The 21760-nt window shown below is 59.2% G+C and carries 25 protein-coding genes; 15 read left to right on the plus strand and 10 right to left on the minus strand.

The annotated features are described in order from the left end of the window. Positions 1-67 precede the first annotated feature (67 nt). The gene (locus tag AC3WK5_RS26520) at positions 68-385 is read left to right on the plus strand and encodes a helix-turn-helix domain-containing protein (protein ID WP_054593632.1); all 318 of its coding nucleotides are present in this window, start codon (positions 68-70) and stop codon (positions 383-385) included. Between the two features lie 95 nt (positions 386-480). Here the strand turns inward: AC3WK5_RS26520 and AC3WK5_RS26525 are convergent, their stop codons facing one another. Next, entirely contained in the window at positions 481-1536 is a 1056-nt protein-coding gene (locus tag AC3WK5_RS26525; RefSeq protein WP_054593634.1) for an MBL fold metallo-hydrolase, read from the minus strand. Positions 1537-1738: 202 nt separating this feature from the next. Between AC3WK5_RS26525 and AC3WK5_RS26530 the strand changes: the two genes are divergently transcribed. Next, the gene (locus AC3WK5_RS26530) at positions 1739-2353 is read left to right on the plus strand and encodes a TetR/AcrR family transcriptional regulator (RefSeq protein WP_054593635.1); all 615 of its coding nucleotides are present in this window, start codon (positions 1739-1741) and stop codon (positions 2351-2353) included. Between the two features lie 163 nt (positions 2354-2516). Then, the gene (locus AC3WK5_RS26535; RefSeq protein WP_103314949.1) at positions 2517-3056 is read left to right on the plus strand and encodes a DUF1003 domain-containing protein; all 540 of its coding nucleotides are present in this window, start codon (positions 2517-2519) and stop codon (positions 3054-3056) included. Here AC3WK5_RS26535 and AC3WK5_RS26540 read toward each other — a convergent pair. After that, the gene (locus AC3WK5_RS26540; RefSeq protein WP_103315104.1) at positions 3041-4003 is read right to left on the minus strand and encodes a LysR family transcriptional regulator; all 963 of its coding nucleotides are present in this window, start codon (positions 4001-4003) and stop codon (positions 3041-3043) included. The two genes, AC3WK5_RS26535 and AC3WK5_RS26540, sit on opposite strands and share 16 nt — an antisense overlap. 15 nt (positions 4004-4018) lie before the next feature. On the opposite strand from AC3WK5_RS26540, the gene AC3WK5_RS26545 reads away from it, so the two are divergent. Both AC3WK5_RS26545 and AC3WK5_RS26550 read left to right on the plus strand, forming a co-directional pair. Further along, positions 4019-4729: a CTP synthase C-terminal region-related (seleno)protein gene (locus AC3WK5_RS26545; protein ID WP_103314950.1), complete on the plus strand. Its 711-nt coding sequence runs from the start codon at positions 4019-4021 to the stop codon at positions 4727-4729. Continuing rightward, positions 4726-5058: an antibiotic biosynthesis monooxygenase family protein gene (locus tag AC3WK5_RS26550; protein ID WP_103314951.1), complete on the plus strand. Its 333-nt coding sequence runs from the start codon at positions 4726-4728 to the stop codon at positions 5056-5058. The genes AC3WK5_RS26545 and AC3WK5_RS26550 overlap by 4 nt, the downstream gene beginning before the upstream one ends. On the opposite strand, the gene AC3WK5_RS26555 is transcribed toward AC3WK5_RS26550, so the two are convergent. Next, positions 5046-5375, minus strand: a complete 330-nt coding sequence (locus AC3WK5_RS26555) for a DUF2025 family protein (protein ID WP_103314952.1) — start codon at positions 5373-5375, stop codon at positions 5046-5048. The two genes, AC3WK5_RS26550 and AC3WK5_RS26555, sit on opposite strands and share 13 nt — an antisense overlap. 251 nt (positions 5376-5626) lie before the next feature. On the opposite strand from AC3WK5_RS26555, the gene AC3WK5_RS26560 reads away from it, so the two are divergent. Together AC3WK5_RS26560 and AC3WK5_RS26565 are read left to right on the plus strand one after the other, a co-directional pair. Continuing rightward, positions 5627-6754, plus strand: coding sequence for a glycerophosphodiester phosphodiesterase (locus tag AC3WK5_RS26560; RefSeq protein WP_103314953.1), 1128 nt, complete (start codon positions 5627-5629; stop codon positions 6752-6754). Between the two features lie 336 nt (positions 6755-7090). Continuing rightward, entirely contained in the window at positions 7091-7411 is a 321-nt protein-coding gene (locus tag AC3WK5_RS26565) for a PepSY domain-containing protein (protein WP_103314954.1), read from the plus strand. 100 nt (positions 7412-7511) lie between these two features. Here the strand turns inward: AC3WK5_RS26565 and AC3WK5_RS26570 are convergent, their stop codons facing one another. The 3 genes from AC3WK5_RS26570 to AC3WK5_RS26580 all read right to left on the minus strand — a co-directional run bounded on the left by AC3WK5_RS26570 (position 7512) and on the right by AC3WK5_RS26580 (position 10303). Next, on the minus strand, positions 7512-7922 hold the full coding sequence (locus AC3WK5_RS26570; RefSeq protein WP_103314955.1) for a hypothetical protein: 411 nt from the start codon (positions 7920-7922) through the stop codon (positions 7512-7514). A 193-nt stretch (positions 7923-8115) separates the two neighbouring features. Then, positions 8116-8565 carry a hypothetical protein gene (locus AC3WK5_RS26575; protein ID WP_103314956.1) on the minus strand — a complete coding sequence of 150 codons (450 nt, stop codon included), beginning with the start codon at positions 8563-8565 and terminating at the stop codon, positions 8116-8118. Positions 8566-8677: 112 nt separating this feature from the next. Continuing rightward, positions 8678-10303, minus strand: coding sequence for a methyl-accepting chemotaxis protein (locus tag AC3WK5_RS26580; protein ID WP_103314957.1), 1626 nt, complete (start codon positions 10301-10303; stop codon positions 8678-8680). Positions 10304-10581: 278 nt separating this feature from the next. Here AC3WK5_RS26580 and AC3WK5_RS26585 point away from each other — a divergent pair, with 278 nt between their 5' ends. From AC3WK5_RS26585 to AC3WK5_RS26600, 4 genes are all read left to right on the plus strand, one after another. Continuing rightward, complete coding sequence (locus AC3WK5_RS26585) at positions 10582-11604, plus strand: transporter (RefSeq protein ID WP_019693178.1); 1023 nt, start codon at positions 10582-10584, stop codon at positions 11602-11604. Positions 11605-11823: 219 nt separating this feature from the next. After that, positions 11824-13440, plus strand: a complete 1617-nt coding sequence (locus AC3WK5_RS26590) for an inorganic phosphate transporter (protein ID WP_103314958.1) — start codon at positions 11824-11826, stop codon at positions 13438-13440. Positions 13441-13648: 208 nt separating this feature from the next. After that, positions 13649-14515, plus strand: coding sequence for a phytanoyl-CoA dioxygenase family protein (locus AC3WK5_RS26595; protein WP_103314959.1), 867 nt, complete (start codon positions 13649-13651; stop codon positions 14513-14515). Next, positions 14512-15234, plus strand: coding sequence for a TylF/MycF/NovP-related O-methyltransferase (locus AC3WK5_RS26600; RefSeq protein ID WP_103314960.1), 723 nt, complete (start codon positions 14512-14514; stop codon positions 15232-15234). Before AC3WK5_RS26595 ends, AC3WK5_RS26600 begins: the two co-directional genes overlap by 4 nt. A 115-nt stretch (positions 15235-15349) precedes the next feature. Here the strand turns inward: AC3WK5_RS26600 and AC3WK5_RS26605 are convergent, their stop codons facing one another. After that, on the minus strand, positions 15350-16246 hold the full coding sequence (locus AC3WK5_RS26605; RefSeq protein ID WP_103314961.1) for a LysR family transcriptional regulator: 897 nt from the start codon (positions 16244-16246) through the stop codon (positions 15350-15352). A 120-nt stretch (positions 16247-16366) separates the two neighbouring features. Here AC3WK5_RS26605 and AC3WK5_RS26610 point away from each other — a divergent pair, with 120 nt between their 5' ends. Then, the gene (locus tag AC3WK5_RS26610; RefSeq protein ID WP_103314962.1) at positions 16367-17125 is read left to right on the plus strand and encodes an SDR family NAD(P)-dependent oxidoreductase; all 759 of its coding nucleotides are present in this window, start codon (positions 16367-16369) and stop codon (positions 17123-17125) included. 46 nt (positions 17126-17171) lie between these two features. Here AC3WK5_RS26610 and AC3WK5_RS26615 read toward each other — a convergent pair whose 3' ends face one another. Continuing rightward, positions 17172-17609: a multidrug/biocide efflux PACE transporter gene (locus AC3WK5_RS26615; protein WP_054593648.1), complete on the minus strand. Its 438-nt coding sequence runs from the start codon at positions 17607-17609 to the stop codon at positions 17172-17174. 89 nt (positions 17610-17698) lie between these two features. Between AC3WK5_RS26615 and AC3WK5_RS26620 the strand changes: the two genes are divergently transcribed. Beyond that, on the plus strand, positions 17699-18553 hold the full coding sequence (locus tag AC3WK5_RS26620; RefSeq protein ID WP_103314963.1) for a LysR family transcriptional regulator: 855 nt from the start codon (positions 17699-17701) through the stop codon (positions 18551-18553). A 154-nt stretch (positions 18554-18707) separates the two neighbouring features. Here AC3WK5_RS26620 and AC3WK5_RS26625 read toward each other — a convergent pair whose 3' ends face one another. Continuing rightward, entirely contained in the window at positions 18708-19943 is a 1236-nt protein-coding gene (locus AC3WK5_RS26625) for an RNA polymerase sigma factor (protein ID WP_103314964.1), read from the minus strand. 19 nt (positions 19944-19962) lie between these two features. Beyond that, positions 19963-20310: a YciI family protein gene (locus tag AC3WK5_RS26630; RefSeq protein WP_103314965.1), complete on the minus strand. Its 348-nt coding sequence runs from the start codon at positions 20308-20310 to the stop codon at positions 19963-19965. Between the two features lie 234 nt (positions 20311-20544). Here AC3WK5_RS26630 and AC3WK5_RS26635 point away from each other — a divergent pair, with 234 nt between their 5' ends. Then, positions 20545-21030 carry a GNAT family N-acetyltransferase gene (locus AC3WK5_RS26635; protein WP_103314966.1) on the plus strand — a complete coding sequence of 162 codons (486 nt, stop codon included), beginning with the start codon at positions 20545-20547 and terminating at the stop codon, positions 21028-21030. A gap of 33 nt (positions 21031-21063) precedes the next feature. Beyond that, positions 21064-21669, plus strand: coding sequence for a pyridoxamine 5'-phosphate oxidase family protein (locus tag AC3WK5_RS26640; RefSeq protein ID WP_103314967.1), 606 nt, complete (start codon positions 21064-21066; stop codon positions 21667-21669). Positions 21670-21760 lie beyond the last annotated feature (91 nt).

The raw sequence follows: 21760 nt of genomic DNA on the forward strand, positions 1-21760 counted from the left end.
GGGTCGAAAACAACTGTACAAAAACACAGTACTCATTGAATAACCCATTTCGAACCCGGAGAAAACCATGGCCTCTCTTGCGATGAAAATCACCCTGGAACGTATCGCCCTTTTCCAATTCACCCCCGCACACAGCGCACAAGCCCGTGCGATGCTGGGCTGGTCGCTGGAGGAGTTTTCCAGGGAATCCGGGGTTACCGTTGAAGCTATCCGCCGGTTTGAAGCGGGCGGTGAAGTGCTCGACGTCACCCGTCTGGCCCTCGCCTACCGGTTTGAAGCCGAAGGCCTGGTGTTCTTCCCAGGCTTTGCACCGGGCCGAGGCATGAGCGTCAGAGGCTCTACTCCTGATCCGGTGGGGCGGGCGGATTACGCGATGATTGAGTGATATCCAATCATCCGCTGGGGCCCCTTCCCCCAACACTGGCAGAGTCTGCTGTACCAGCATCTGCGCAGAACAATCCGTGGAATAGGCGTACGTCCCTAGCTATTAACGATCAACTGAACGGTCGTCTCTTCAACTTCCAGCCACCAGGCCTCCCCACGCTGCGGCTGGCCAAGGCTGAACGCTTCGCCCATTTGTGGTGTGGTGATGGAAACACTGCGCTCCCAGGCCAAGGCCAAGATGCGGTCGAAGGGTTCATGCCAAGCGTGCATCGACAGGTCGAAGGTGCCGTTGTGAATCGGTAGCAGCCAACGACCCTTGAGGTCGATGTGGGCTTGCAGGGTTTCTTCTGGTTGCATGTGAATGTGCGGCCAGTCGACGTTGTACGCGCCGGTTTCCATCAGGGTCAGATCAAAGGGGCCGAACTGTTCGCCAATCGCTTTGAAACCGTCGAAGTAACCGGTATCGCCACTGAAGAAAATCCGTTTGCCGCCATCGATCATCACCCACGAGGCCCAGAGCGTGCTGTTGCCATCGAACAGCCCGCGACCGGAAAAATGCTGCGAAGGCGTGGCAATGAAATGAATGCCCTCGATCTGAGTGCCTTCCCACCAATCCAGTTGACGCACTTTGCTCGCATCGACGCCCCATTTGATCAGCGTCTCACCCACGCCCAGCGGCGCAAGAAAGTGCCTGGTTTTGTCCGCCAGCTTGAGAATCGACTGACGATCGAGGTGGTCGTAATGGTCATGGGACAGAATCACCGCTTCGATCGGTGGCAACGCCTCGAGGCTGATCGGTGGTTGATGGAAGCGCTTGGGGCCGGCCCATTGCACCGGTGATGCGCGCTCGGCGAAGACCGGGTCGGTCAGCCAGAACTTGTCGCGCAGTTTCAGCAGCACGGTGGAATGCCCCAGGCGGAATACGCTGTGGTTCGGTGCGTCGAGAAGCTGTTCGAGTGTCAGTGCTTGAACCGGAATAACACCGGTCGGTCGCGTGTTACTCGGCTTGTGGAAAATCATGTTCCAGAAAATTCGCAGGGTCTTGCGAAAGCCTTGCCCCGGTACGGCCGCATGGTTTTGGTATTGCCCCTGCTCTTGCCGGGACGTTTTCAGTTCAGTGGCGCTATCCGCCTGGTAAGAGAAAGTGGCCATGTTTAAGTGACTCCAGAAAAACCTGCGAGGTGCGGCGTTTCTTTTTCGGACGATAAATGGCCAATGCACGCACGCGTCAGCCGCAAACTCTATTTTTCAACCGTTCAACTACACTGCACAGTGTAGTTTCAAGATTGCAACAAAGCCGTGAGCAAGTAAACTGCCGAGTGTAATTCTCCCTTTTTTCTACCGACGCGTATTTATGACAGCTCCGCAGCGCCTCACCGACCGTAAACGCGAAGCCATTGTTCAGGCGGCGATTGCCGAATTCCGTGCCAACGGTTTCGACATCACCAGCATGGACAAGATCGCCGCCACCGCGGGCGTGTCGAAGCGCACGGTGTACAACCACTTCCCCAGCAAAGAAGAGCTGTGGACTGAAATCCTGCAACGATTGTGGACCAACGTCACCGCTCAGCAGGACAACTGTTATCGCACAGACCTGCCGCTTCGCGAGCAGTTGGGCCAACTGCTGCACTGCAAATTGCAGTTGCTGGGGGATACCAATTTCCTTGATCTGGCACGAGTTGCCATCGCCGCCACCATCCATTCGCCAGAACGGGTCCAGGACATGGTGGAGCGCATTGGCGAACGTGAAGAAGGGCTGACCACCTGGATTCGCGCGGCTCAGGCTGACGGTCGGCTCAAGCCTGTAGACCCGGCCTTTGCTGCCCAGCAGGTGCAGGGAATGCTCAAGGCATTTGCCTTCTGGCCGCAGATCTCCCTCAACTGTCCACCACTGTCACCCGAGATGCAGACGACGGTTGTAGAGTCGACACTGGACATGTTTCTGGCCTGCTATCAACGGCAGGCATGAAGGGCACGCAAAAGGACACATGGAACAAATGACACTATTCAGGTGTTTATCCGCTGGACCGAAGCGCTGAATAAAACACTACAAAGTGTTTCAAGGCGAGTCGGGCGCTGGAAGCTGTCGGGGTTATAGTGAGCCTCAGTCCCATGGCATTGCAGAGAGCATCATGAATTCAACCAAGCCCGAAGAAAAAGATCCCGCCGCCCCCATCGATCACTTGCGTTTCCATCGTCCCCACGCTCATCTGGCATCGACATTCGGCAACGACACTTTTGCATTGAAGGCCGAAGCCTTTGCACGCTTCTTCGGCACCCCGACCTTCCTCGGCGCGCAAACCCTCATCGTCGTGGTCTGGATTGCCCTGAACGTCACGGGGTTAACGACCTTCGACGTCTACCCGTTCATCCTCCTCAACCTCGCGTTCAGTCTGCAAGCGGCCTATGCCGCGCCGTTGATTCTGCTGGCGCAAACCCGTCAGGCCGCTCGTGACAAAGCCCAGTCCGAAGCCGACGCGCTACACCGCGAGACCTTGGCGATTGCCAACACCGAACGGCAAGCACAAGCCGCGAAGACCTCCGCACAGTTACTGACGTTGCTTGAGCAAAACACCCGACTGACCGAGATGACCAAAGAGCTGACCGAACGCATCGAAAACCTGACCACGGAGATGCATCAACACGTTCTGAAGGATCAGCAACGTCCCTGATCAGGCAATTGCACCCGGCGTGATAACTCGTCGAACAGCGTCACCACCGAGCGCAATGCGCGGCAGTCCGGACGGGTCAGCAACCACAGACTGGTGTCGTAACCGAGCAGGGGTTCGCTCAATGGACGCAGCCCCTGCGCGGGGTCGATCAGAAAGTCCGGCAACGCGGCGACCCCAAGCCCGGCGCGTACCAACTCGGTGACCGAGTGCATGCTGTTACAGCGATAGCTCGGCAACACACCGGGAAATTGCTGACGACGCCAGATCACGGTTGGATGGTCGGGCAGAAAGTCATCCGGAGCGATCCAGCTCAACCGTGTCAGATCACTCGGCTCGACCGATTTCAGATACGCCGCACTCGCGCACACCCGATACGACACAGCGCCCAATCGCCGCCCAACCAGATGCTCCGGAGGTGAGCGGGTCAGGCGCAAGGCGATATCGGCATCGCGGCGGCTGAGGTTGGCGAAATCGTTGGAGGTGCTCAGTTCCAGGGTCAGCGCCGGGTACGCCGGCATGAACTGCGCCAGTGCCGGCAACAGCAACGCGTGCAACACCGAATCGGTGCAGGTCAGGCGCACGGTGCCGCTGATCACGTCACCGCCCTGCTCCACGCCAATACGCGCCGCTTCCAGCGCCTGCTCGGCGCGTTCGGCCTGCTCGGAGAGTGTTCGGGCCAGGGCGGTCGGCAAATAACCTGCGCGACTTTTCTCGAACAGCGCTTGGCCCAACGCCGCTTCCAGGCGCCTGACCGCACGAAACACCGTCGAAACGTCGACCTTCAATAGCGCCGCCGCCCGTGCCAGAGAGCCGCCGCGCACCAACGCAAGAATCAAGGCGAGGTCCGGGTAATCCAGCTGATAGTGCGTTACTGCATTGAACACTTGGCTAAACGCCTCTATTGATTGCGTGAACGCCACTCTATAGTCGGCTCCAGCAATCAACAAGTCTTGGGAGACACCATGCAAGAGAGCCCTCAACTGCGTATTGCACTGATCGGTGACTACGACCCACAGGTCACTGCCCATCAGGCAATTCCCCTGGCGCTGAACCTGGCCGCACAACACGCTGACGTCGATGTGCACATTGAGTGGCTGGCCACTGACAACATTAATGCAAACACCCGACTGGCCGACTTCGACGGCTTCTGGTGCGTACCCGCCAGCCCTTACCGCAACATGGACGGTGCGCTGTTGGCGATCCACTTTGCCCGAGAACAACAGCGGCCGTTCCTCGGCACTTGCGGTGGTTTTCAACACGCGGTGCTTGAATACGCACGCAACGTTCTGGGATGGACCGATGCCGAGCATGGTGAAACTTCGCCAGACGCCGCGCGCGCCGTGCTCACGCCGCTCACCTGCTCACTGGTGGAGATCGTCGACAGCATCCGGTTGGTTAAAGGCTCGCTGATTGCCAACGCCTACGAGTCCACAGAGATTCATGAAGGCTATCACTGCCGCTACGGCGTCAATCCAGCGTTCGAAGAGCAATTGCTGACACACAACCTGAGAGCCACCGGCCACGATTCGGCGGGTGATCTACGGGCCATGGAGCTCAGCGATCATCCGTTCTTCGTCGCGACCTTGTTTCAACCAGAACGCGCAGCGCTAACCGGCACCCGTCCACCCTTGGTCGATGCCTTTATCCAGGCCTGCGCAAGGAACGTCAGATGATCGCCAACACGCCTTCGCCGCCTTACTACGCGGTAATTTTCACTTCACTGCGCATCGCCGCCGACCAGGGTTACGAGCAAGCAGCACAGCGCATGGTCGAACTTGCCCGCGACCAACCAGGGTTTCTCGGGGTGGAGTCGGCCCGGGGTGAGGACGGGCTCGGCATCACCGTTTCCTACTGGTCCAGCGAAGAAGCGATTCTCGCCTGGAAACAACACGCTGAGCACAGTGCAACCCGCGAACGCGGACGCTCGACCTGGTATGAAGCGTTTCACACGCGGGTCTGCAAGGTCGAACGCGCTTATGCCTTCGAGCGTCAGCCGGCCTGAACCAGACGGCGCAGCGCGCTGATCTCCGGTAAATCCTCACGCCGCATATAGACCCGCAGTGGTTCAGTGATGTTGATCCGGTCGTCGATGTTCTGCTCCAGCAACAAGCGGATCAGCTCGCGCTTGAGGGTCATGGCTTGACCGTCCTCAGACGCCCAGACGAACTCGCTGGCGGGGATAATCGCGTCGTCTGCGACGTCCATGCCAAAAGCGTCTTCGCTGAAGCGGACGATGTATCGGGCGGTCTTGCGATTGAAACCGACGAAGCCGTTGAGCTGGTCGGCGGCCTGGCAGATAAGTTCGGACGTGATGCGCATGGTAAACCTCACGGATGCGTCCCGAAGGACGGCTGAACGATGGTTTACACGCAGAGGGCGGGATAACGGATGTTTCGGGATTTCCCTCTGGAGGGGAATTTGCCGAAGTGGATCGTACTGCAAAGGGCTGCACAAAAGCGCAGAAAAATCGCCCCTCACACACGTTAATGTCGGTTTGGCGATAGCGCATCCGGCGCTCAATTGTTAAAAGATAGGTCTTTGAAATCGCTTCTTACGAAAGGACCTCGACAATGCCTGTTACCTACACCAAAAGCGCCCTGTTGCTGAGTCTGATGCTCGGCCTTGGCCAGGCACAGGCGACCAGCCAGCAGAGCCCGACCGCTCTGGCCACCGCCACCGGGATCCCGCACCCGGCAGTGATCGCCCACCGTGGCGCCTCGTTCGATGCACCGGAATCCACTGCCGCCTCCTACAAACTGGCGCGCGACCTGGGCGCCGATTACCTGGAAATGGACCTGCAACGCAGCAAGGACGGCGTGCTGTTCGCCTTGCATGACAACAACCTGCAACGCACCACCGACGTTGCCACCAAGTTTCCTGAACGCAAGGACAGCCCGGCCAACGCATTCACCATCGCCGAACTTAAAACCCTGGATGCCGGCAGCTGGTTCAATACCGCTCACCCGGATCGCGCACGTGCCAATTACGCCGGTCTGAAAATCCTGACCCTCGACGAAATCATCGATATTGCCGAAGGCAACCCGCTGCACAAACCAGGGCTTTACATCGAAACCAAAGAGCCAAAGCAGTTTCCCGGCATCGAGCGCGACCTCAAGGATAAGCTTCAAGACCGTGGCTGGTTGAGCCCGGCGGGTTCCAAACTGGCTAAAAGTGAACTGAGCGTCGGCCAGGGTAAAGGCAAAGTGATCCTGCAAACCTTTGAGAAGAGCAGCCTTGAACTGCTGCAAAAAGAAATGCCGCAAGTACCGAAGATTCTCCTGCTGTGGGTGGGCGAAGGCAGCATCGAGCCCAAGTCGAAGGTGACCTTCGCCGAATCCGGCGACAAGGATAAAGCCACCTACTACGCCAAACAGGAACCCAAGGACAAAGCCGAATTCGAGCAATGGGTCGACTACGCCAAGTCTCAGGGCGCCATTGGCACGGGCCCTTCGGCAGCGCTGACCAACGGCGGCGATCAAAGCTATTCGGACCTGGTGCAACCATGGATGAACCAGTACACCCACGACAAAGGCATGTTGGTGCACGTCTACACCATCGACGATGCGGTGGATTACAAGAAGGTCATGGACGCCGGTGTCGATGGCATCTTCACCAACCGCGCCAGCGAACTGCTCAAGTACTACAAGCGCCCGGCAGCAGGCAGCGTTGCGCAGTTGCTTGAGAACAACGGCTTCTGAGTGGCCGCCCGCCAGTGATGCTCCCACACGGGAGCATCACTGGCGGTACGGCAAAACCAGAGGGGCCACGCAATTCCCGTAGCAGCTGGCGCAGCCTGCGTTCGGCTGCGCAGCAGTCGTAGAATCAGGCAACGCGGAGTTTCAGGTTCACCGCAGGCGCAGGTTTCACGACCGCTGCGCGGCCGAACGCAGGCTGCGCCAGCTGCTACAGGTTCGGCAGCACGCAGTCTCGTGATGATTTGCGCGGGAACGACCAGGCTCAGGCGATGTTAAGGATGAATTAAGTTGCGCTGGTTAACCTGACGCCACTTAAACAGTTCACCCAAGGAATGCCCCATGAAGACGTTGACTGCCCTGTTCACCGCCGCTGCCCTGACCCTGACAGCCGGTTTCGCCATGGCCGATGTGCGCCCGGACCTGATCCCGGGTCTGCTCAAGGACGGCACTGTGATGGACATGCAGAAACTCAATCAGGCGGCGCTCGCTGAGCATCCTGGCAGCACGGCTGCAAACATCACCGACACCGAGCTGGAGCACAATGCCAAAACCAGTGTTTATGAGTACAAGGTTGAAATCCGCGACGCGAAGAACGTTGAGTGGGATGTGAAGCTGGACGCAAAAACCGGCAAAGTACTGAGCAACACGCAAGACAAGTAAATCGCCCCGGGAAAAAGCCGCGTGACCTTCGGGTTTCGCGGCTTTTTTGCGCTTTGAGCATGAGAGAGGTGGCCGGGTCTAGTGGATAGCGACGCAAGAACTACGCATCCGGAATAGCCGGATTAACCTTAAGATGCAATTCATGTGAGTCGGTGATTTCTCCATCCACATGACTGATGATGATGTACCCGACTGTGGCATCACCCGCTACAACGTATCTTTTTTCTATTTTTACCTCGACGCCAGCTTCAACTTCCGCGCTTTTGATATCTTGCCGAAACACGGTTGTGCCATTCCAGCGCACCTGAAGATGATCCTCTGCTTCATAGCCTTGCCCGCCCAAGACCAAAGCGTCCAGATGCACGCCAATCAACTGTTCATCGATTTGTCCATCGTAACCGGCCGCCGGCTTCATGCTTGGAACATCCAACTTCTCCCATTTCTTTTCCGATTGTTCCGACTTTCCCCGTTTTTCCAACTTTTCCAACATTTCCAACTTGCTCAAAGACATGGGATCGCTCCTGACAGAAAAGTAGCGCAGGCTGCGCTGACCGTTCCATACAATCCTCAGGGCACCACCCCGTCTACTGTCAGAACTAACAGGTAGGCGGTAAATCAAGGCCTTTTCTGCCCCTGAATCCGACCGGTGGCACGAGCTTCATGGGACATGGGATATCAAAGGCGCAGCCAGGCAGGCCGAAACATTACGCCGTTGTACTGACCAACGATCCCGACGTGCTGCTGCCTGACTCTTGCAGCGCTTGCGTCAACGCCGCCGTAGCGGTTTCCAATGAGCCCGAGGTGGTTGCGATCTGCGATTGGGCGGCGGCGACTTTCACCGCTTTGGCATCCGCACTTTCCTGACTGGCCTGAGCGGCCTGCAGTTGTTGCAGTTGCTCCTGCAATTGCTTTTGCAATTCGGCGATCTGCTTGCGCAGCTCTTTCACCGTATCCGATTCACTGCTACTGCTGCTCGAACTGCTGCCACCCGACGCAGGTGCACCACCGGCCGCGACTTTGCCACTGTCGGTGGTCGAACTGCCCGTCGTGGTTGTGCTTTGCGTGGTGTCGGTATCGGTGCTGCCGCTGATGGAAGTCTTGCTGGTGGAAGTGGACAGAGTCTGATTGATCGAGACCGATGTGAGGCTGACCATGGGCGTTTCCTTCGATGAGGTTAGGGATAACCGAATCATCGACGTGCAACACCCACACTTGAGATCAATCGTGTACCGACACGGTTAGCGTGCCGATACACATTTCAATTGGCTAGGCGCCGAGACGCGCCGTCACCGCGTTCAATTGCCCCGACAACCCGTGCAGGTTGTTGCTCGCCGCTTCAGTGCGCTGCACGTTGTCCAGGTTGGTACTGGCGATGCTGGTGATCTCGGTCAGGTTGCGCGAAATGTCTTCGGCCACCGAGGTCTGTTCTTCAGCAGCGGTGGCGATCTGGCGGTTCATGTCGCGAATCGCCTCCACCGATGCAGTAATGCGCTCAAGCATGGCCCCGGCCTGAGTGACCTGCTCGACGCTTTCTTCGCTGCGCGACTGGCCACTTTCAATGGCCTGCGCCGCGTCTACCGCACCGGTCTGCACGCTCTGGATGATCTGGTTGATTTCGATGATCGACGCCGCTGTGCGCTGGGCCAGGCTGCGTACTTCATCGGCCACCACAGCAAACCCGCGTCCGGCTTCACCGGCCCGAGCGGCTTCGATAGCGGCGTTCAATGCCAGCAAGTTGGTTTGCTCGGCGATGCCGCGAATCACTTCCAGCACCTTGCCGATGCGCCCGCTATCGGTTTCCAGTTGGCGGATGACCGTCGCGGTGTTGGCGATTTCGCCGCGCATCTGAGTGATGGTGTGAATCGTGCCTTGCATGACCTTCTCGCCCTGTTGTGCCGACTGATCGGCATCATCGGCGGCCCGTGCCGCGTCGGCCGCATGACGAGCAACTTCCTGGGCGGTGGCGGACATTTCGTTCATCGCCGTGGCGACTTGATCCGTGCGGTTGAACTGTTCGTTGGTGCCATGGGCCATCAAGGTCGCAATCGAGTTCAGCTCACCGCTGGCGCTGTCCAGATCCGAGGCGCTGCGCTGCAAGCGACTGAAGGTCTCGGCAAGGAAATCGCGCAGCGTATTGGCAGCCACCGCCAGCTTGCCCAACTCATCCTGACGATCACTCGCCACCCGCTCGGCAAAGCGGCCCTGGCTCAGGTGCGCGACGTATTCGATCAGCTTGCGGATCGGTTCCACCAGATTGCGGTTGACCAGCCACAGGCTGAGCAAGCCAATCAACAGGCCCGAAGCCAGCATCACCAGGATACCCAGCAACACCGTGCGATCGGCGCTGGCGCTGATCAACGTCGACTGCTCCCGGCCCTGTTTACGCAACTCGTTGACCAGTTCGCTCATCTGCTCGCTCGTGGCGCGGTCCACACCTTTGACCGCGTTATCACCTGCCGAAGGATCACCACCGGCTGCCAGATAAGCCTCTCGACCTTTTTGATACGCGCCGCCAAGCACCCGGTGCGCATCACGCAGGCTTTCAAGGCGGGTTTTAAGTGAGGCGTCGATGCCCGGTTGGCGGGTCAATTCACCGAGGATGTTCTGTACGTCGCCCTGACGGTCCTCGAATTGCTTCCAGTATTTGTCCAGCTCAGCCGGTTGCTTGCCACGCAACAGGACGTTTTTCCATTCCTGGACCTGAGCCTTGAATTGCAGGTTGGCTTCGTCAATCAGTTGCGAGGTACGTAACGGGCCTTCGATGAGGTTGCGGTAGTTCTGCACCCCGCTGGAGAGTAAGTGAAAACAGGCCAGGGCAATCAGCAACATCGCGATCAGACTGCCGCTCAGCAGTGCCAGGATTTGCGCTCGCAGGGATTTTTGCAAAAACATCGAGTGATACTCATGACAGGGATAAGACTCGCATCGGTAGGGCATGCGAGATGTCCGGACCTCCCTGTCGACAACATGCGGACCGGACACCAAAGTGCCTGAGCCAACTTAGGCGTCATCGGCGCGTGCCGCGTTTTCTTGAAGCCAATCCGACCACTGGTAAAGGCTCTATTACGCGAACCACCAAACCGTCACAAAACCGTCAAACAGCGTTGCCATGATGCCGCTCATGTGAGCCTGTGAAACGTACGACAGGCGCCGCCCTTCAGCGAGACTCCATGAACCACAGCATCGATCAACGCCACCGCGATTCTGACCTGTTCGGCCTGCTCTACGGTTTCAGCTTTCGTCCCGGCGAACGCGGCCGCGAGATCGATTCGGCCAAGGCGCTGCAGCTGCTGCAACAACCGGGCGCCGAGGACGAGTTCCTCTGGCTGCACCTGAACCTCGCCCACGCTGCGTGCGAGCGCTGGATGAAAGCGCACCTGGAGTTGCCGGAAGAATTTTTCGAAGCCTTGCATGAAGGCTCGCGCTCGACGCGCATCGAGCACGTCGATTCAGCGCTGCTGGCAGTGGTCAACGACGTGGTGTTCAACCTCAGCAGCATGGTGTCGTCAGACGTCTCGACCCTTTGGGTCTGCGCCCGCAGTCGGTTGATCATCAGCGCGCGCCTGCAACCCCTGCACTCGGTGGACAAGCTGCGCTCCTCGGTCAAGGCCGGCGAATGCTTTCGTTCGCCACTGGAACTGCTCGTGCATTTGCTCCGCGACCAGGGCGAAGTGCTAACGCAGATCGTGCGCAAGACCAGCCAGAGTGTCGACCAGATCGAGGACGAGTTGCTGTCATCGCGACTGTCCACCAACCGTGCCGAACTGGGCGCCAACCGTCGGGTGCTGGTGCGCTTGCAACGGCTGCTGGCACTGGAGCCGGGCTCGCTGCTGCGTCTGCTCAACCGTCCGCCGCAATGGTTGCAAAAGGACGACGTCAAGGAGCTGCGCAAATCCACCGAGGAGTTCGCGCTGATCATCAACGACCTCACGGCGCTCGGCGAACGGATCAAGCTGTTGCAGGAAGAGATCGCCGCCAACCTCAACGAGCAAAGCAACCGAACGCTGTTCACCCTGACCGTGGTCACGGTATTGGCGCTGCCAATCAACATTATTGCCGGTTTCTTCGGCATGAACGTCGGCGGGATTCCCCTTGCCGGCGACCCGGAAGGATTCTGGATTCTGGTGGCACTGGTCGCGACGTTCACGGTACTGGCCGGGCGTTGGGCGTTTCGCAAGCGGGCGGATTACTAAGACCACTCGTATACCGTAGGAGCAAGGCTTGCCCGCGATTGATGCACCGCGGTCTGACAGGATGACCGCGTCATCGTTCATCGCGGGCAAGCCTTGCTCCTACAAGTATGTGGGGCCGCGGATAGGCAAAGAACCCAAACACTGACCCAAAGCAGTCTCGCTGTAACATTCGGCAACGATCATGACCGGCACTCCTCCCTGACACAGGATTGTCCGGCCATGGCTACGCCTTCCTTGACCGCCGCCTCCAACGCTCCCGCCAGCAGTGCCGGCCCGCAACTCGATAAAAAAACCGGTGTATTGACCGCCGTGGTGTTTTTCGCGGTGCTGGCCATGGGGCTGCTGTTCACCGCCTACAGCCTGATACACGACATGCATGACCTCGGCACTACGGTGACCACCTGGACGCCGTTTCTGCTGCTGGGTGTGGCGCTGTTGATTGCCTTGGGTTTTGAGTTCGTCAACGGCTTCCACGACACCGCCAACGCCGTGGCAACGGTGATTTACACAAATTCACTCCCCGCACATTTTGCGGTCGTCTGGTCGGGGATCTTCAACTTCCTCGGGGTGTTGCTGTCCAGCGGCGCCGTAGCCTTCGGCATCATCGCCTTGCTGCCGGTGGAGCTGATTCTGCAAGTCGGTTCATCCGCCGGTTTCTCGATGATCTTCGCCCTGCTGATCGCGGCAATTTTGTGGAACCTCGGCACGTGGTGGCTGGGTTTGCCGGCCTCGTCATCCCACACCTTGATCGGCTCGATCATCGGCGTCGGCGTCGCCAATGCGCTGATGCACGGACGCGACGGCACCAGTGGTGTCGACTGGGCGCAAGCCACCAAGGTCGGTTACGCGTTGCTGCTGTCACCACTGATCGGCTTCGCATTTGCCGCACTGTTGCTGCTGGCGTTGCGCATCTTCGTCAAACATCGTGCGCTGTACAAAGCACCGAAAGGCAACACACCTCCACCGTGGTGGATTCGCGGGATGCTGATCCTGACCTGCACTGGCGTGTCCTTCGCCCACGGCTCCAACGATGGCCAAAAAGGCATGGGCCTGATCATGCTGATTCTGGTCGGCACCCTGCCGATGGCCTATGCGCTGAACCGCACCATGCCGGCCGACCAGGCGTTGCAATTCGCCGCCGTCGCCGAAGTGACCCAGCAAGCGTTGGTCAGAAGTGCTCCGCTACCGGCCCCGTCCGACCCGCGCCCCGTGCTGTCCGAATACGTGCGCAGCAAGGAAGCGACACCGCAACTGATCCCCGCCCTCGCCGCCCTGGCGGGCAACATCGGCAACGAAGTGAAAGGTTATGGCTCGCTCGCCAAAGTCCCGGCCGAGGCCATGGGCAACGTGCGTAACGACATGTACCTGACCAGCGAAACCATTCGCCTGATGGACAAGAACAAGGTCGGCGACTTCGATGCCGACACCACGGGCAAACTGCAATTGTTCAAACAGCAGATCGACAACGCCACGCGCTTCATTCCGCTGTGGGTGAAAATCGCCGTCGCGATTGCGCTGGGCCTGGGCACCATGGTCGGCTGGAAGCGCATTGTGGTCACGGTCGGTGAAAAGATCGGCAAGACCCACATGACCTACGCCCAAGGCGCCTCGGCAGAAACCGTGGCGATGCTGACCATTGGCGCGGCGGACATGTTCGGCCTGCCGGTATCGACCACTCACGTGCTGTCCAGCGGCGTGGCCGGGACCATGGTGGCCAACGGCGGCGGCTTGCAGATGAAGACCATCCGCAACCTGCTGATGGCCTGGGTGCTGACCTTGCCGGCGGCGATTCTGCTGTCCGGTAGTCTGTACTGGTTGTTCACCCAACTGTTCTGAACCTGACAGCACGTAAAAAACTCCCGAACCGGGCAATCGGTTCGGGAGTTTTTTATAGGAGCCATCAGCGGCGCGCTCACTCGACAGGCATTTCGTCGCAAAATCAGTGGATTAAGCACTAATTGGTTCAGCACCCGCTGGATCGGGCTTCAGTTTGTTACCTTCGTGCCGACTCTTAAGAGACCCGATGCATTCAGGAGGGGGAACCGTGAATCTGTACATCAATCAGCTTCAGAAGAAAGCTGACTTCAAAAGCGCCATCTACGCTGGCGATATCTTCCTGAACACCCAGCTCAACGCAGCGAAAGAACTCTGTGCTTTCGCTCAGGAAAGCATCACTGCCGCGTTTGACGGCGAGACTGACCACCAGGCCCTGCACCGCCTGATGCCGGTGGAAGAGTTCGTGGTGCTGGTGACCCGGCTCAAAGGCCAATTCACCAATAGCCTGCGGGCCAAAGAGTTGATCCGTGGTTTCACCGAAGAAATCGGTGCAGTCCCCGAAGAGTTCATCTTCGACGTGCCGCGGATTCGCGTCGTGCCCAACTACGATTACCTGCACGCCGGCGTCAGCTACGCCTACAAACCCCATCGCGACACCTGGTACGGCGGCGTCGACTGCCAGATCAACACCTGGATGCCGGTTTATACGATCCAGCCGGACCAGACCATGATGATCAACCCGGCGTACTTCGATAAGCCGGTGAAGAACACCTCGGCGCAGTGGAGCCTCTCCGACTGGATCGACGTGCAACGCCAGCGCGCCAAGGACAACGTCAAGGAAGAAGCTCGTCAGCACCCGGTGCCAACCGAGGACATCGACGCGGCGTCCGAGATCCGCATTGCCGGCAACACCGCCGACATGCTGATTTTCTCGGGTTCACACCTGCACGGCACGGTTCCCAATTACACCGAACAAACCCGCTTCAGCGTGGATTTCCGCCTGATGCATCTTGACGACCTGAAGCACAAGCGCGGCGCGATCAACGTCGACAGCGCGTGCCCGGATGTCGGCGCCGGTTTCAAAGACTATTTCCACGCCCACGACTTCTCGAATTTCCAAGGAATCCAATCATGACCAAGCGTCGCATTACGCCTGCCGAGGCCCAATACAACGAAACCCGCGCTGGCGTTCTCAAGCGGGTCGACGCCGAGTACGTGGCCGATGCCCCTTACGTGTTCGCCAATCGCATCGGCGTGACCGCTGCGCTGTCGCGCATGGAGCTGTTCAAGAAGGTCGCCGAAATCCCGGGCGCGATCATCGAGTGCGGCGTGTACAAGGGCAACTCGCTGATGCTTTACATGCACCTGTCGATGATCCTGGAACCCTACGCGATCAACCGTTCGATCGTTGGCTTCGACACCTTCGAAGGCTTCCAGAGCATCAACAAGGATGAAGACCCGGCCGACGTCAACGAGACCATGTTCTCCGACACCGACCAGTCGCTGATCCAGGACATGATCGACGCCAACGACCTGTTGCGTCCGGTCAACCGCATCCCGCGTTGCGAACTGGTCAAGGGCGATATCTGCAAGACCGCGCCGGAGTGGGTCAAGACCCGTCCGGACCTGGTCGTGGCGATGCTGATCCTCGACACCGATCTGTATGAGTCGACCAAAGTCGCGCTGGAAACCTTCCTGCCGTACATGCCAAAAGGCGCCATCGTGGTATTGGACGAAGTCGCTTATCGCAACTTCCCGGGCGAAACCAAAGCCCTGCGCGAAGTGTTCGACCTGAACAAGATCGAACTCAAGCGCCTGCCGTTCGACTCCTGCGTGGGTTACTTCCACATCTGACGCATGACCTCGTAGGAGCGGGGGGCGCCTAGCTCTTGCCCGCGATAGAGATTTCACAGTCAACCGTTGCGTTGAATGTGAAATCGCTATCGCGAGCAAGCTCGGCTCCTACAAGTCAGTGGGTTGCCTGGATCACCTGCCCCAGCCAGTCCATGAATGCCCGCACGCGTAATGGTAAATGCCGTTGCCGGGCATAGAGCAGCGAAACCTCCATCGACGGTGCGTTGAACTGCGGCAAGACGGCCACCAATTCACCGCTGAGCAGGTACGACTGCATCCCCATCAGCGGCGCCTGGATCAACCCGAAACCACCCAGACACGCAGACTCGTAAGCGTCGGTATTATTGACCGTCACACTGCCGCTCATCGGCATTCGATGCAGCGTGCCCTCCTCCTCGTACACAAAACCCTCCGAGCGCGAACCCAGTACGCCGACGTAATGAATCAGCCGATGCTGCGCCAGGTCTTCGAGCCGCTGCGGCACACCATAGCGCTGCAGATAGGCAGGGCTGACGCAGTTGACCATGGCAAAGTCGCACAGGTGACGAGCGACCACCGTTTGATCCGGTTGCGCGCCGACCCGCAGCACGCAATCAAACCCTTCGCCGAGCAAATCGACCCGGCGGTCGGTGCTGCTGATTTCCAGTTCCAGATGAGGGTGCCGAGCCATGAACTCCGGCAGGCGCGGCATCACCACCCGACGGGCCAGAATGTTCGGCATATCGATGCGAATCCGCCCGGTCAGCGAGGCTTCGTCCTGGCGAAACAGCCCTTCGATTTCATCCATGTGCGACAGCAAATCCTTGCTGCGCTCGTACAACACCAGCCCGTCCTGGGTCGCCTGAACCTTGCGCGTGGTGCGTTGCAGCAGGCGTGTACCGAGCAGGGTTTCCAGGGCCTGGACGTGTTCGGAAACGGTAGAACGGGGCAAGCCGAGGCTTTCGCCCGCGAGGGTGAAACTCGACATTTCGCTGACCCGGACGAAGGTGCGCAACAGTTCCAGTTTGTTCATGGGGCCACTCTTTATTGTTCGGTTAATCCGACCAGTGATTCCGATTACAGCCTGTTTATCACCACAAGGCGGATAAATAAACTTTCTCCCATCATCACTCACTGCTCTGGAGAACGTTCCATGAACCGCAAAATCGCATTGATCACCGGCGCCAGCCGTGGCCTTGGCAAAAGCACCGCCCTGCATCTGGTGACTCAGGGCATCGACATTATCGGCACCTACAGCAGCCGTGCCGACGAAGCCCAGGCGCTGGTCGCGCAGATCGAAAGCCTTGGTGGTCGCGCCGCCATGCTGCAACTCGACGTCGGCCGGAGTGAAGGTTTCGGCGCGTTCGCCGCAGAGGTCGGGAAGGTCCTGAAAAACCACTTCGATCGCCAGCACTTCGACTTTCTGATCAACAACGCCGGGGTCGGCGTGCACGCGAACTTCGCCGACACCACCGTCGAGCAATTCGATCTGCTGATGAACATTCACCTGAAGGGGCCGTTTTTCCTGACCCAGAACCTGCTGCCGCTGCTGAATGACGGTGGCCGGATCATCAATATTTCCAGCGGTCTGACCCGCTTCAGCCTGCCGGGTTACGGCGCCTATGCAGCGATGAAAGGGGCGATGGAAGTGCTGACGCGCTACCAGGCCAAGGAACTCGGCGCGCGCAACATTGCGGTGAATATCCTGGCACCGGGCGCCATCGAAACCGACTTCGGCGGCGGTGCGGTGCGCGATAACGCGGACATCAATCAACTGGTGGCCAGCAATACGGCGCTGGGTCGCGCCGGCAAACCTGACGACATTGGCGCTGCCATTGCGCTACTGCTGGCGCCGGGTGGCCAATGGATCAACGGCCAGCGGGTCGAAGCTTCGGGCGGGATGTTTTTGTAATCAGGATCAAAAGATCGTCCGAGCGCGGCTCGGACGATCCTGGCTTTTATCCCTCGCAAGACTCGCGCATTACCAGTCGCTCACGCACCACGTCATACGCCCAGTGGTAGAGGTAGGTGTACGGCAGGAAAAACAGCAACACGCCGATGTCCAGAATCAACGCCTGCAACAGGCTGACGTTCAGCCACCAGGCAATCAGCGGCACGCTGACCGCCACCAGCCCCCCTTCGAACAGCAACGCGTGCACGACTCGGGTAGCGGCGCTGTGGGTAAGCGCCAGATGCTTGAGCAGACGGTCGAACAAACCGTTGAACAACACGTTCCAGGCCAAGGCGATCAGACCGATGGCAATGGTCACGGCGCCCATCTCGAGCATCGGCTTGTCCATCAGCCACGCCAGCAATGGTGTACACAGCATGACCGCCAGCAGCTCGAAGCCAATGGCCTGAAAAACACGTTCGGTAAAGGATTTGTTGGTGCTCATCATCAAGCTCCCTGGGTGAATGTGGTTGCCATCATCTACCACCACACCGATACTTCATAACTAGTAACCATCGATCAAGGCGATAGTTCATGGCCTCACATGAAGTGCTGCTGGCGTTTGTCCAGGCAGCGACCCAAGGCTCGTTTTCTGCGGCGGCGCGAAAACTCGGCAAGAGCCAGTCGACCATCAGCGCGGCCGTCGCCAGCCTGGAAATCGACCTGAACGTGACACTCTTCGATCGCAGCAGCCGCAAGCCCAGCCTGACCTCGGCCGGGCATGTCATGCTGCAACGCGCCGAAGACATTCTGGCCGCCACCAGCCGCCTGGAAATGACCGCCGCCCAGCTGTCCCAAGGCGTTGAGGCGAAGCTGACAGTGGCGATTTCCGACACCTACCAGTCCGATCGCTTTGAAGCGGCATTGAGTGACTTCGAACAGCGCTACCCGGACCTGGAACTCGAATGCCTGATTGCCGAGTGCGACGATTTGATCGCCCTGGTGCAACGCGGGCGCGCGCATATCGCCTTCGCCGAAATGCAGTCCGACTACCCGGCCGACCTGAACAGTGCGACGGTCGACGAGCGCACGGAAATTGCCTTGTTCGTGTCGACCGAACATCCGCTGGCGGCGCTGCAAAAAGTCGATAAGGAAACGTTGCAGCAGCACCGTGAATTGCGCCTGGCAACCATCATCAATCCCTACGAAACCCGTGCCCAAGGCCGAGTCTGGTCGGCGCCCAGTTACCTGATGCTGCTGGAAATGGCCCAAGGCGGTTTTGGTTGGGCGCCCTTGCCGCGCTGGTTGGTCGGGCGTTTTGGAGCGGGCTCGTTGCAGGAACTCAAGGTCCGCGGCTGGCCGAAACCGGTGTCGGTCGACGCCCTTTGGTCACGCCTGCATCCGCCAGGGCCAGCGGGGAGCTGGTTGCTGGCAAAGATGCTGGAGTGAAACAGGGTGTTGGGCGCTCCCGTACCCGAATCCTCATCCATATCCGTAACCTGCATCCCGTATCCGATGCCGATGCCGATGCCGATGCCGATGCGGGATACGAATACGGATGCGGGGTCGGATACAGATACGGATGAGGTATGCGGTGCGGCCATTACTTGAGCTCACTCATCCGTCGCTCGATAAACCGTCGCTCCGGCGCTTGCCGAGTCAATTCAAGGGCGCGCAAATAAGCCGCCCTCGCCTCTTCAACACGACCCAGTTGCCGACAGAACTCGGCGCGCGCCGAATGGGCCAGGTGATAGTCAAGCAGCTCGCCTCGCTGCAGAATCCCTTCGACCAGCGTCAACCCCGCCAGCGGCCCGTCGCGCCGGGACAGTGCCGCCGCGCGATTGAGTTCAATCACCGGCGAAGGCTGCACCCGCAGCAACACGTCATACAGCCCGACGATCTGCGGCCAGTCGGTTTGCTCGGCCGTTGCGGCCTCGGCATGCACCGCCGAAATCGCGGCTTGCAGGCAATACGGTCCAAAGCCACGCGTGCTCAACGCGCGTTCGATCAAGGCACAGCCTTCGGCAATCATCCGGGCATTCCACAGCGAACGATCCTGCTCATCGAGCACGATCAACTCACCTGACGCCGAGGTTCTGGCCGGGCGTCGCGATTCATTGAGCAGCATCAGCGCCAGCAGCCCCATCACTTCTGCTTCCGGTAACAGCTCCATCAACAAGCGGCCGAGACGGATTGCTTCGCGGGTCAGGTCTTCACGAGTCAGCTCACTGCCGACCGACGCCGAATACCCTTCGTTGAACACCAGGTAAATCACCCGCAATACGCTGTCGAGGCGCTCGGGCAATTCGGCAACGGAAGGCACTTGATAGGGAATTTTCGCGTCGCGGATTTTGCTTTTGGCGCGCACGATGCGCTGGGCAATGGTGGACGGTGCAACAAGAAAGGCCCGGGCGATTTCCTCAGTGGTCAGGTCGCAGACTTCGCGCAGCGTCAACGGCACCTGCGCATCCGCCGCCAGGGCCGGGTGGCAGCAGGTGAAGATCAGCCGCAAGCGATCGTCTTCCACATCCTCAGCACTCCAGTCGGTCTCTTCGAGCTCTTCCAGCTGTGCCACCAACGCCGCTTGAGAAGCGGCAAATCGCGCCCGACGACGCAAACCGTCAATGGCTTTGAAACGCCCGGTCGACACCAGCCAGGCGCGTGGATTATCGGGCACGCCATCGCGCTGCCAGCGTTCGACCGCGACAAAGAAGGCTTCATGCAAAGCCTCTTCGGCAAGGTCGAAATCCCCCAGCAAGCGAATCAACGTGGCGAGGATGCGCCGCGATTCGTTGCGATAAACCGCCTCGACCAGCGCCTTGACCGACTCGCCCGGCATCAGTTTGCCATGCCTGTGATCACCCTAGGTTCAACTCACGGACGGGCCGTACTTCAACGCTGCCGACCCGGGCGGCAGGGATATTACCGGCAACCTGAATGGCCTCGTTCAGGTCCTTCGCATCGATCAGGTAGAAACCGGCCAGTTGCTCCTTGGTTTCGGCGAACGGGCCATCGGTGATCGACAGCTTGCCGCCGCGCATACGCACCGTGGTGGCGGTCTGAACGGATTCCAGCGCCTCGGCGGCGAGCATCCGGCCGCTGCCCTGAACCGACTCGGCATAGGCTATGCACTCGGCGTCATGGGGGCTGTCGGGCGAGCTGTGCAGGAGCCGTTCGTCGCTGTAGACCAGGCATAGGTATTTCATAAGACTCTCCGTCATCAGGCTGATCAACTATGGCTGCAGATTGAGCATTTGGCGAAAATCCCGACGATCAGGGTGGCCGCTTGAACAGCGTCTGAACATCAGTGGGCTTTTTGTGTGAAGACACTCTTAGTCGTCTGGCGACGAGCCAAATCGACCGCTCAAATAAAATAAATGTCGAAGAGACAAACTGGCTAAAATCCGCAGTTCACCTTTGTCGGACCACGGACACCGCCAGTGATCACCCAACTCGTTCCCTACGAACAGCTGACACCCGCTCAATGCCAGCAACTGGAAGCCATTGAGATCCCTGACCGGCAGAAGCAATTCTCCGGCGATATCGACATGGCCCTGCACACCTTGTTGTCAGCACCGCGTGACGGCATCAAGGGCTTTGCCCTGCTCGTCGACGAGGTTCCGGTAGCGTTCCTGCTGCTCAAGCGTCCGCCGTTCCTGCCGCACTGGGCCCATGAAGACACCGCGACCCTGCACGCGCTACAGGTCGATCACCGTCACCAGGGCAAGGGTTATGGCAGCGCGCTCCTGCAAGCCCTGCCACTTGCTGCACGCCAGGCCTGGCCAGAGATCAAGGGGCTGGAGCTGTCGGTGGATGCACACAACGAATCGGCGCTCAGGCTCTACCTCAAGCAAGGCTGGGTCGACAGCGGCAACGCCTACAAAGGCCGGATCGGCTACGAGCGGCGCATGGCCCTGGCTTTCTGAACGCCCGATAACCCTTCATGGATGAAGTGCACAATGCTGACCACTCTCGAACAACTTGAAGCGATTTACGGCCGCCCTCACGACCGCGCCGTGCGCAAGGAAATCCCCTTTCTCAACCTCGATTACCAGGCGATGGTGCGCGCCTCGCCACTGGTCATCCTCAGCTCGGTCGGCCCCGATGGCATGGACGGCTCACCGCGTGGCGACACACCGGGCTTTGTGCGGATCATCGATGAACGAACCCTGGCGATTCCCGACCGACCGGGCAATAACCGCATCGACACCTTGCGCAATATCGTCCTCGATTCACGGATCTCGTTGCTGTTCATCATCCCGGGGATTGGCGAGACATTGCGGGTCAATGGTCGCGCGCAGATCAGCGCCGAGCCCGAGTTGCTGGATAGCTTTGCAGTGAACGGCAAACCGCCGCGCACGGTGATTCTGGTGGAGGTCGAAGCCGCCTACTTCCACTGTTCCAAGGCCATCGTCCGCTCGGATTTGTGGAACCCGGAAAAGTACCTGGAGCGCTCGGCCCTGCCCACCGCGGGCGCCTTTCACAAGCGCCTGAATGACGGCCAGTTCGATGCAGAGGCGTATGATCGAGAAGCCCCTGTCAGGCTGCACGACAGCCTGTACTGAACGTCCTGATACAACGACACCCCATGTGGGAGCGGGCTTGCTCGCGAATGCGGTTGATCATTCAACACCTATGTCGACTGAACCACCGCAT

It is taken from the genome of Pseudomonas sp. FW306-02-D09B (assembly GCF_058782685.1).

Bases quoted from the DNA above. Each gene is read 5' to 3' on its own strand.
- AC3WK5_RS26520 (WP_054593632.1), top strand. From the start codon at position 68: ATGGCCTCTCTTGCGATGAAAATCACCCTGGAACGTATCGCCCTTTTC.
- AC3WK5_RS26525 (WP_054593634.1), bottom strand. From the start codon at position 1,536: ATGGCCACTTTCTCTTACCAGGCGGATAGCGCCACTGAACTGAAAACG.
- AC3WK5_RS26530 (WP_054593635.1), top strand. From the start codon at position 1,739: ATGACAGCTCCGCAGCGCCTCACCGACCGTAAACGCGAAGCCATTGTT.
- AC3WK5_RS26535 (WP_103314949.1), top strand. From the start codon at position 2,517: ATGAATTCAACCAAGCCCGAAGAAAAAGATCCCGCCGCCCCCATCGAT.
- AC3WK5_RS26545 (WP_103314950.1), top strand. From the start codon at position 4,019: ATGCAAGAGAGCCCTCAACTGCGTATTGCACTGATCGGTGACTACGAC.
- AC3WK5_RS26550 (WP_103314951.1), top strand. From the start codon at position 4,726: ATGATCGCCAACACGCCTTCGCCGCCTTACTACGCGGTAATTTTCACT.
- AC3WK5_RS26555 (WP_103314952.1), bottom strand. From the start codon at position 5,375: ATGCGCATCACGTCCGAACTTATCTGCCAGGCCGCCGACCAGCTCAAC.
- AC3WK5_RS26560 (WP_103314953.1), top strand. From the start codon at position 5,627: ATGCCTGTTACCTACACCAAAAGCGCCCTGTTGCTGAGTCTGATGCTC.
- AC3WK5_RS26565 (WP_103314954.1), top strand. From the start codon at position 7,091: ATGAAGACGTTGACTGCCCTGTTCACCGCCGCTGCCCTGACCCTGACA.
- AC3WK5_RS26570 (WP_103314955.1), bottom strand. From the start codon at position 7,922: ATGTCTTTGAGCAAGTTGGAAATGTTGGAAAAGTTGGAAAAACGGGGA.
- AC3WK5_RS26575 (WP_103314956.1), bottom strand. From the start codon at position 8,565: ATGGTCAGCCTCACATCGGTCTCGATCAATCAGACTCTGTCCACTTCC.
- AC3WK5_RS26580 (WP_103314957.1), bottom strand. From the start codon at position 10,303: ATGTTTTTGCAAAAATCCCTGCGAGCGCAAATCCTGGCACTGCTGAGC.
- AC3WK5_RS26585 (WP_019693178.1), top strand. From the start codon at position 10,582: ATGAACCACAGCATCGATCAACGCCACCGCGATTCTGACCTGTTCGGC.
- AC3WK5_RS26590 (WP_103314958.1), top strand. From the start codon at position 11,824: ATGGCTACGCCTTCCTTGACCGCCGCCTCCAACGCTCCCGCCAGCAGT.
- AC3WK5_RS26600 (WP_103314960.1), top strand. From the start codon at position 14,512: ATGACCAAGCGTCGCATTACGCCTGCCGAGGCCCAATACAACGAAACC.
- AC3WK5_RS26605 (WP_103314961.1), bottom strand. From the start codon at position 16,246: ATGAACAAACTGGAACTGTTGCGCACCTTCGTCCGGGTCAGCGAAATG.
- AC3WK5_RS26610 (WP_103314962.1), top strand. From the start codon at position 16,367: ATGAACCGCAAAATCGCATTGATCACCGGCGCCAGCCGTGGCCTTGGC.
- AC3WK5_RS26615 (WP_054593648.1), bottom strand. From the start codon at position 17,609: ATGAGCACCAACAAATCCTTTACCGAACGTGTTTTTCAGGCCATTGGC.
- AC3WK5_RS26620 (WP_103314963.1), top strand. From the start codon at position 17,699: ATGGCCTCACATGAAGTGCTGCTGGCGTTTGTCCAGGCAGCGACCCAA.
- AC3WK5_RS26625 (WP_103314964.1), bottom strand. From the start codon at position 19,943: ATGCCGGGCGAGTCGGTCAAGGCGCTGGTCGAGGCGGTTTATCGCAAC.
- AC3WK5_RS26630 (WP_103314965.1), bottom strand. From the start codon at position 20,310: ATGAAATACCTATGCCTGGTCTACAGCGACGAACGGCTCCTGCACAGC.
- AC3WK5_RS26640 (WP_103314967.1), top strand. From the start codon at position 21,064: ATGCTGACCACTCTCGAACAACTTGAAGCGATTTACGGCCGCCCTCAC.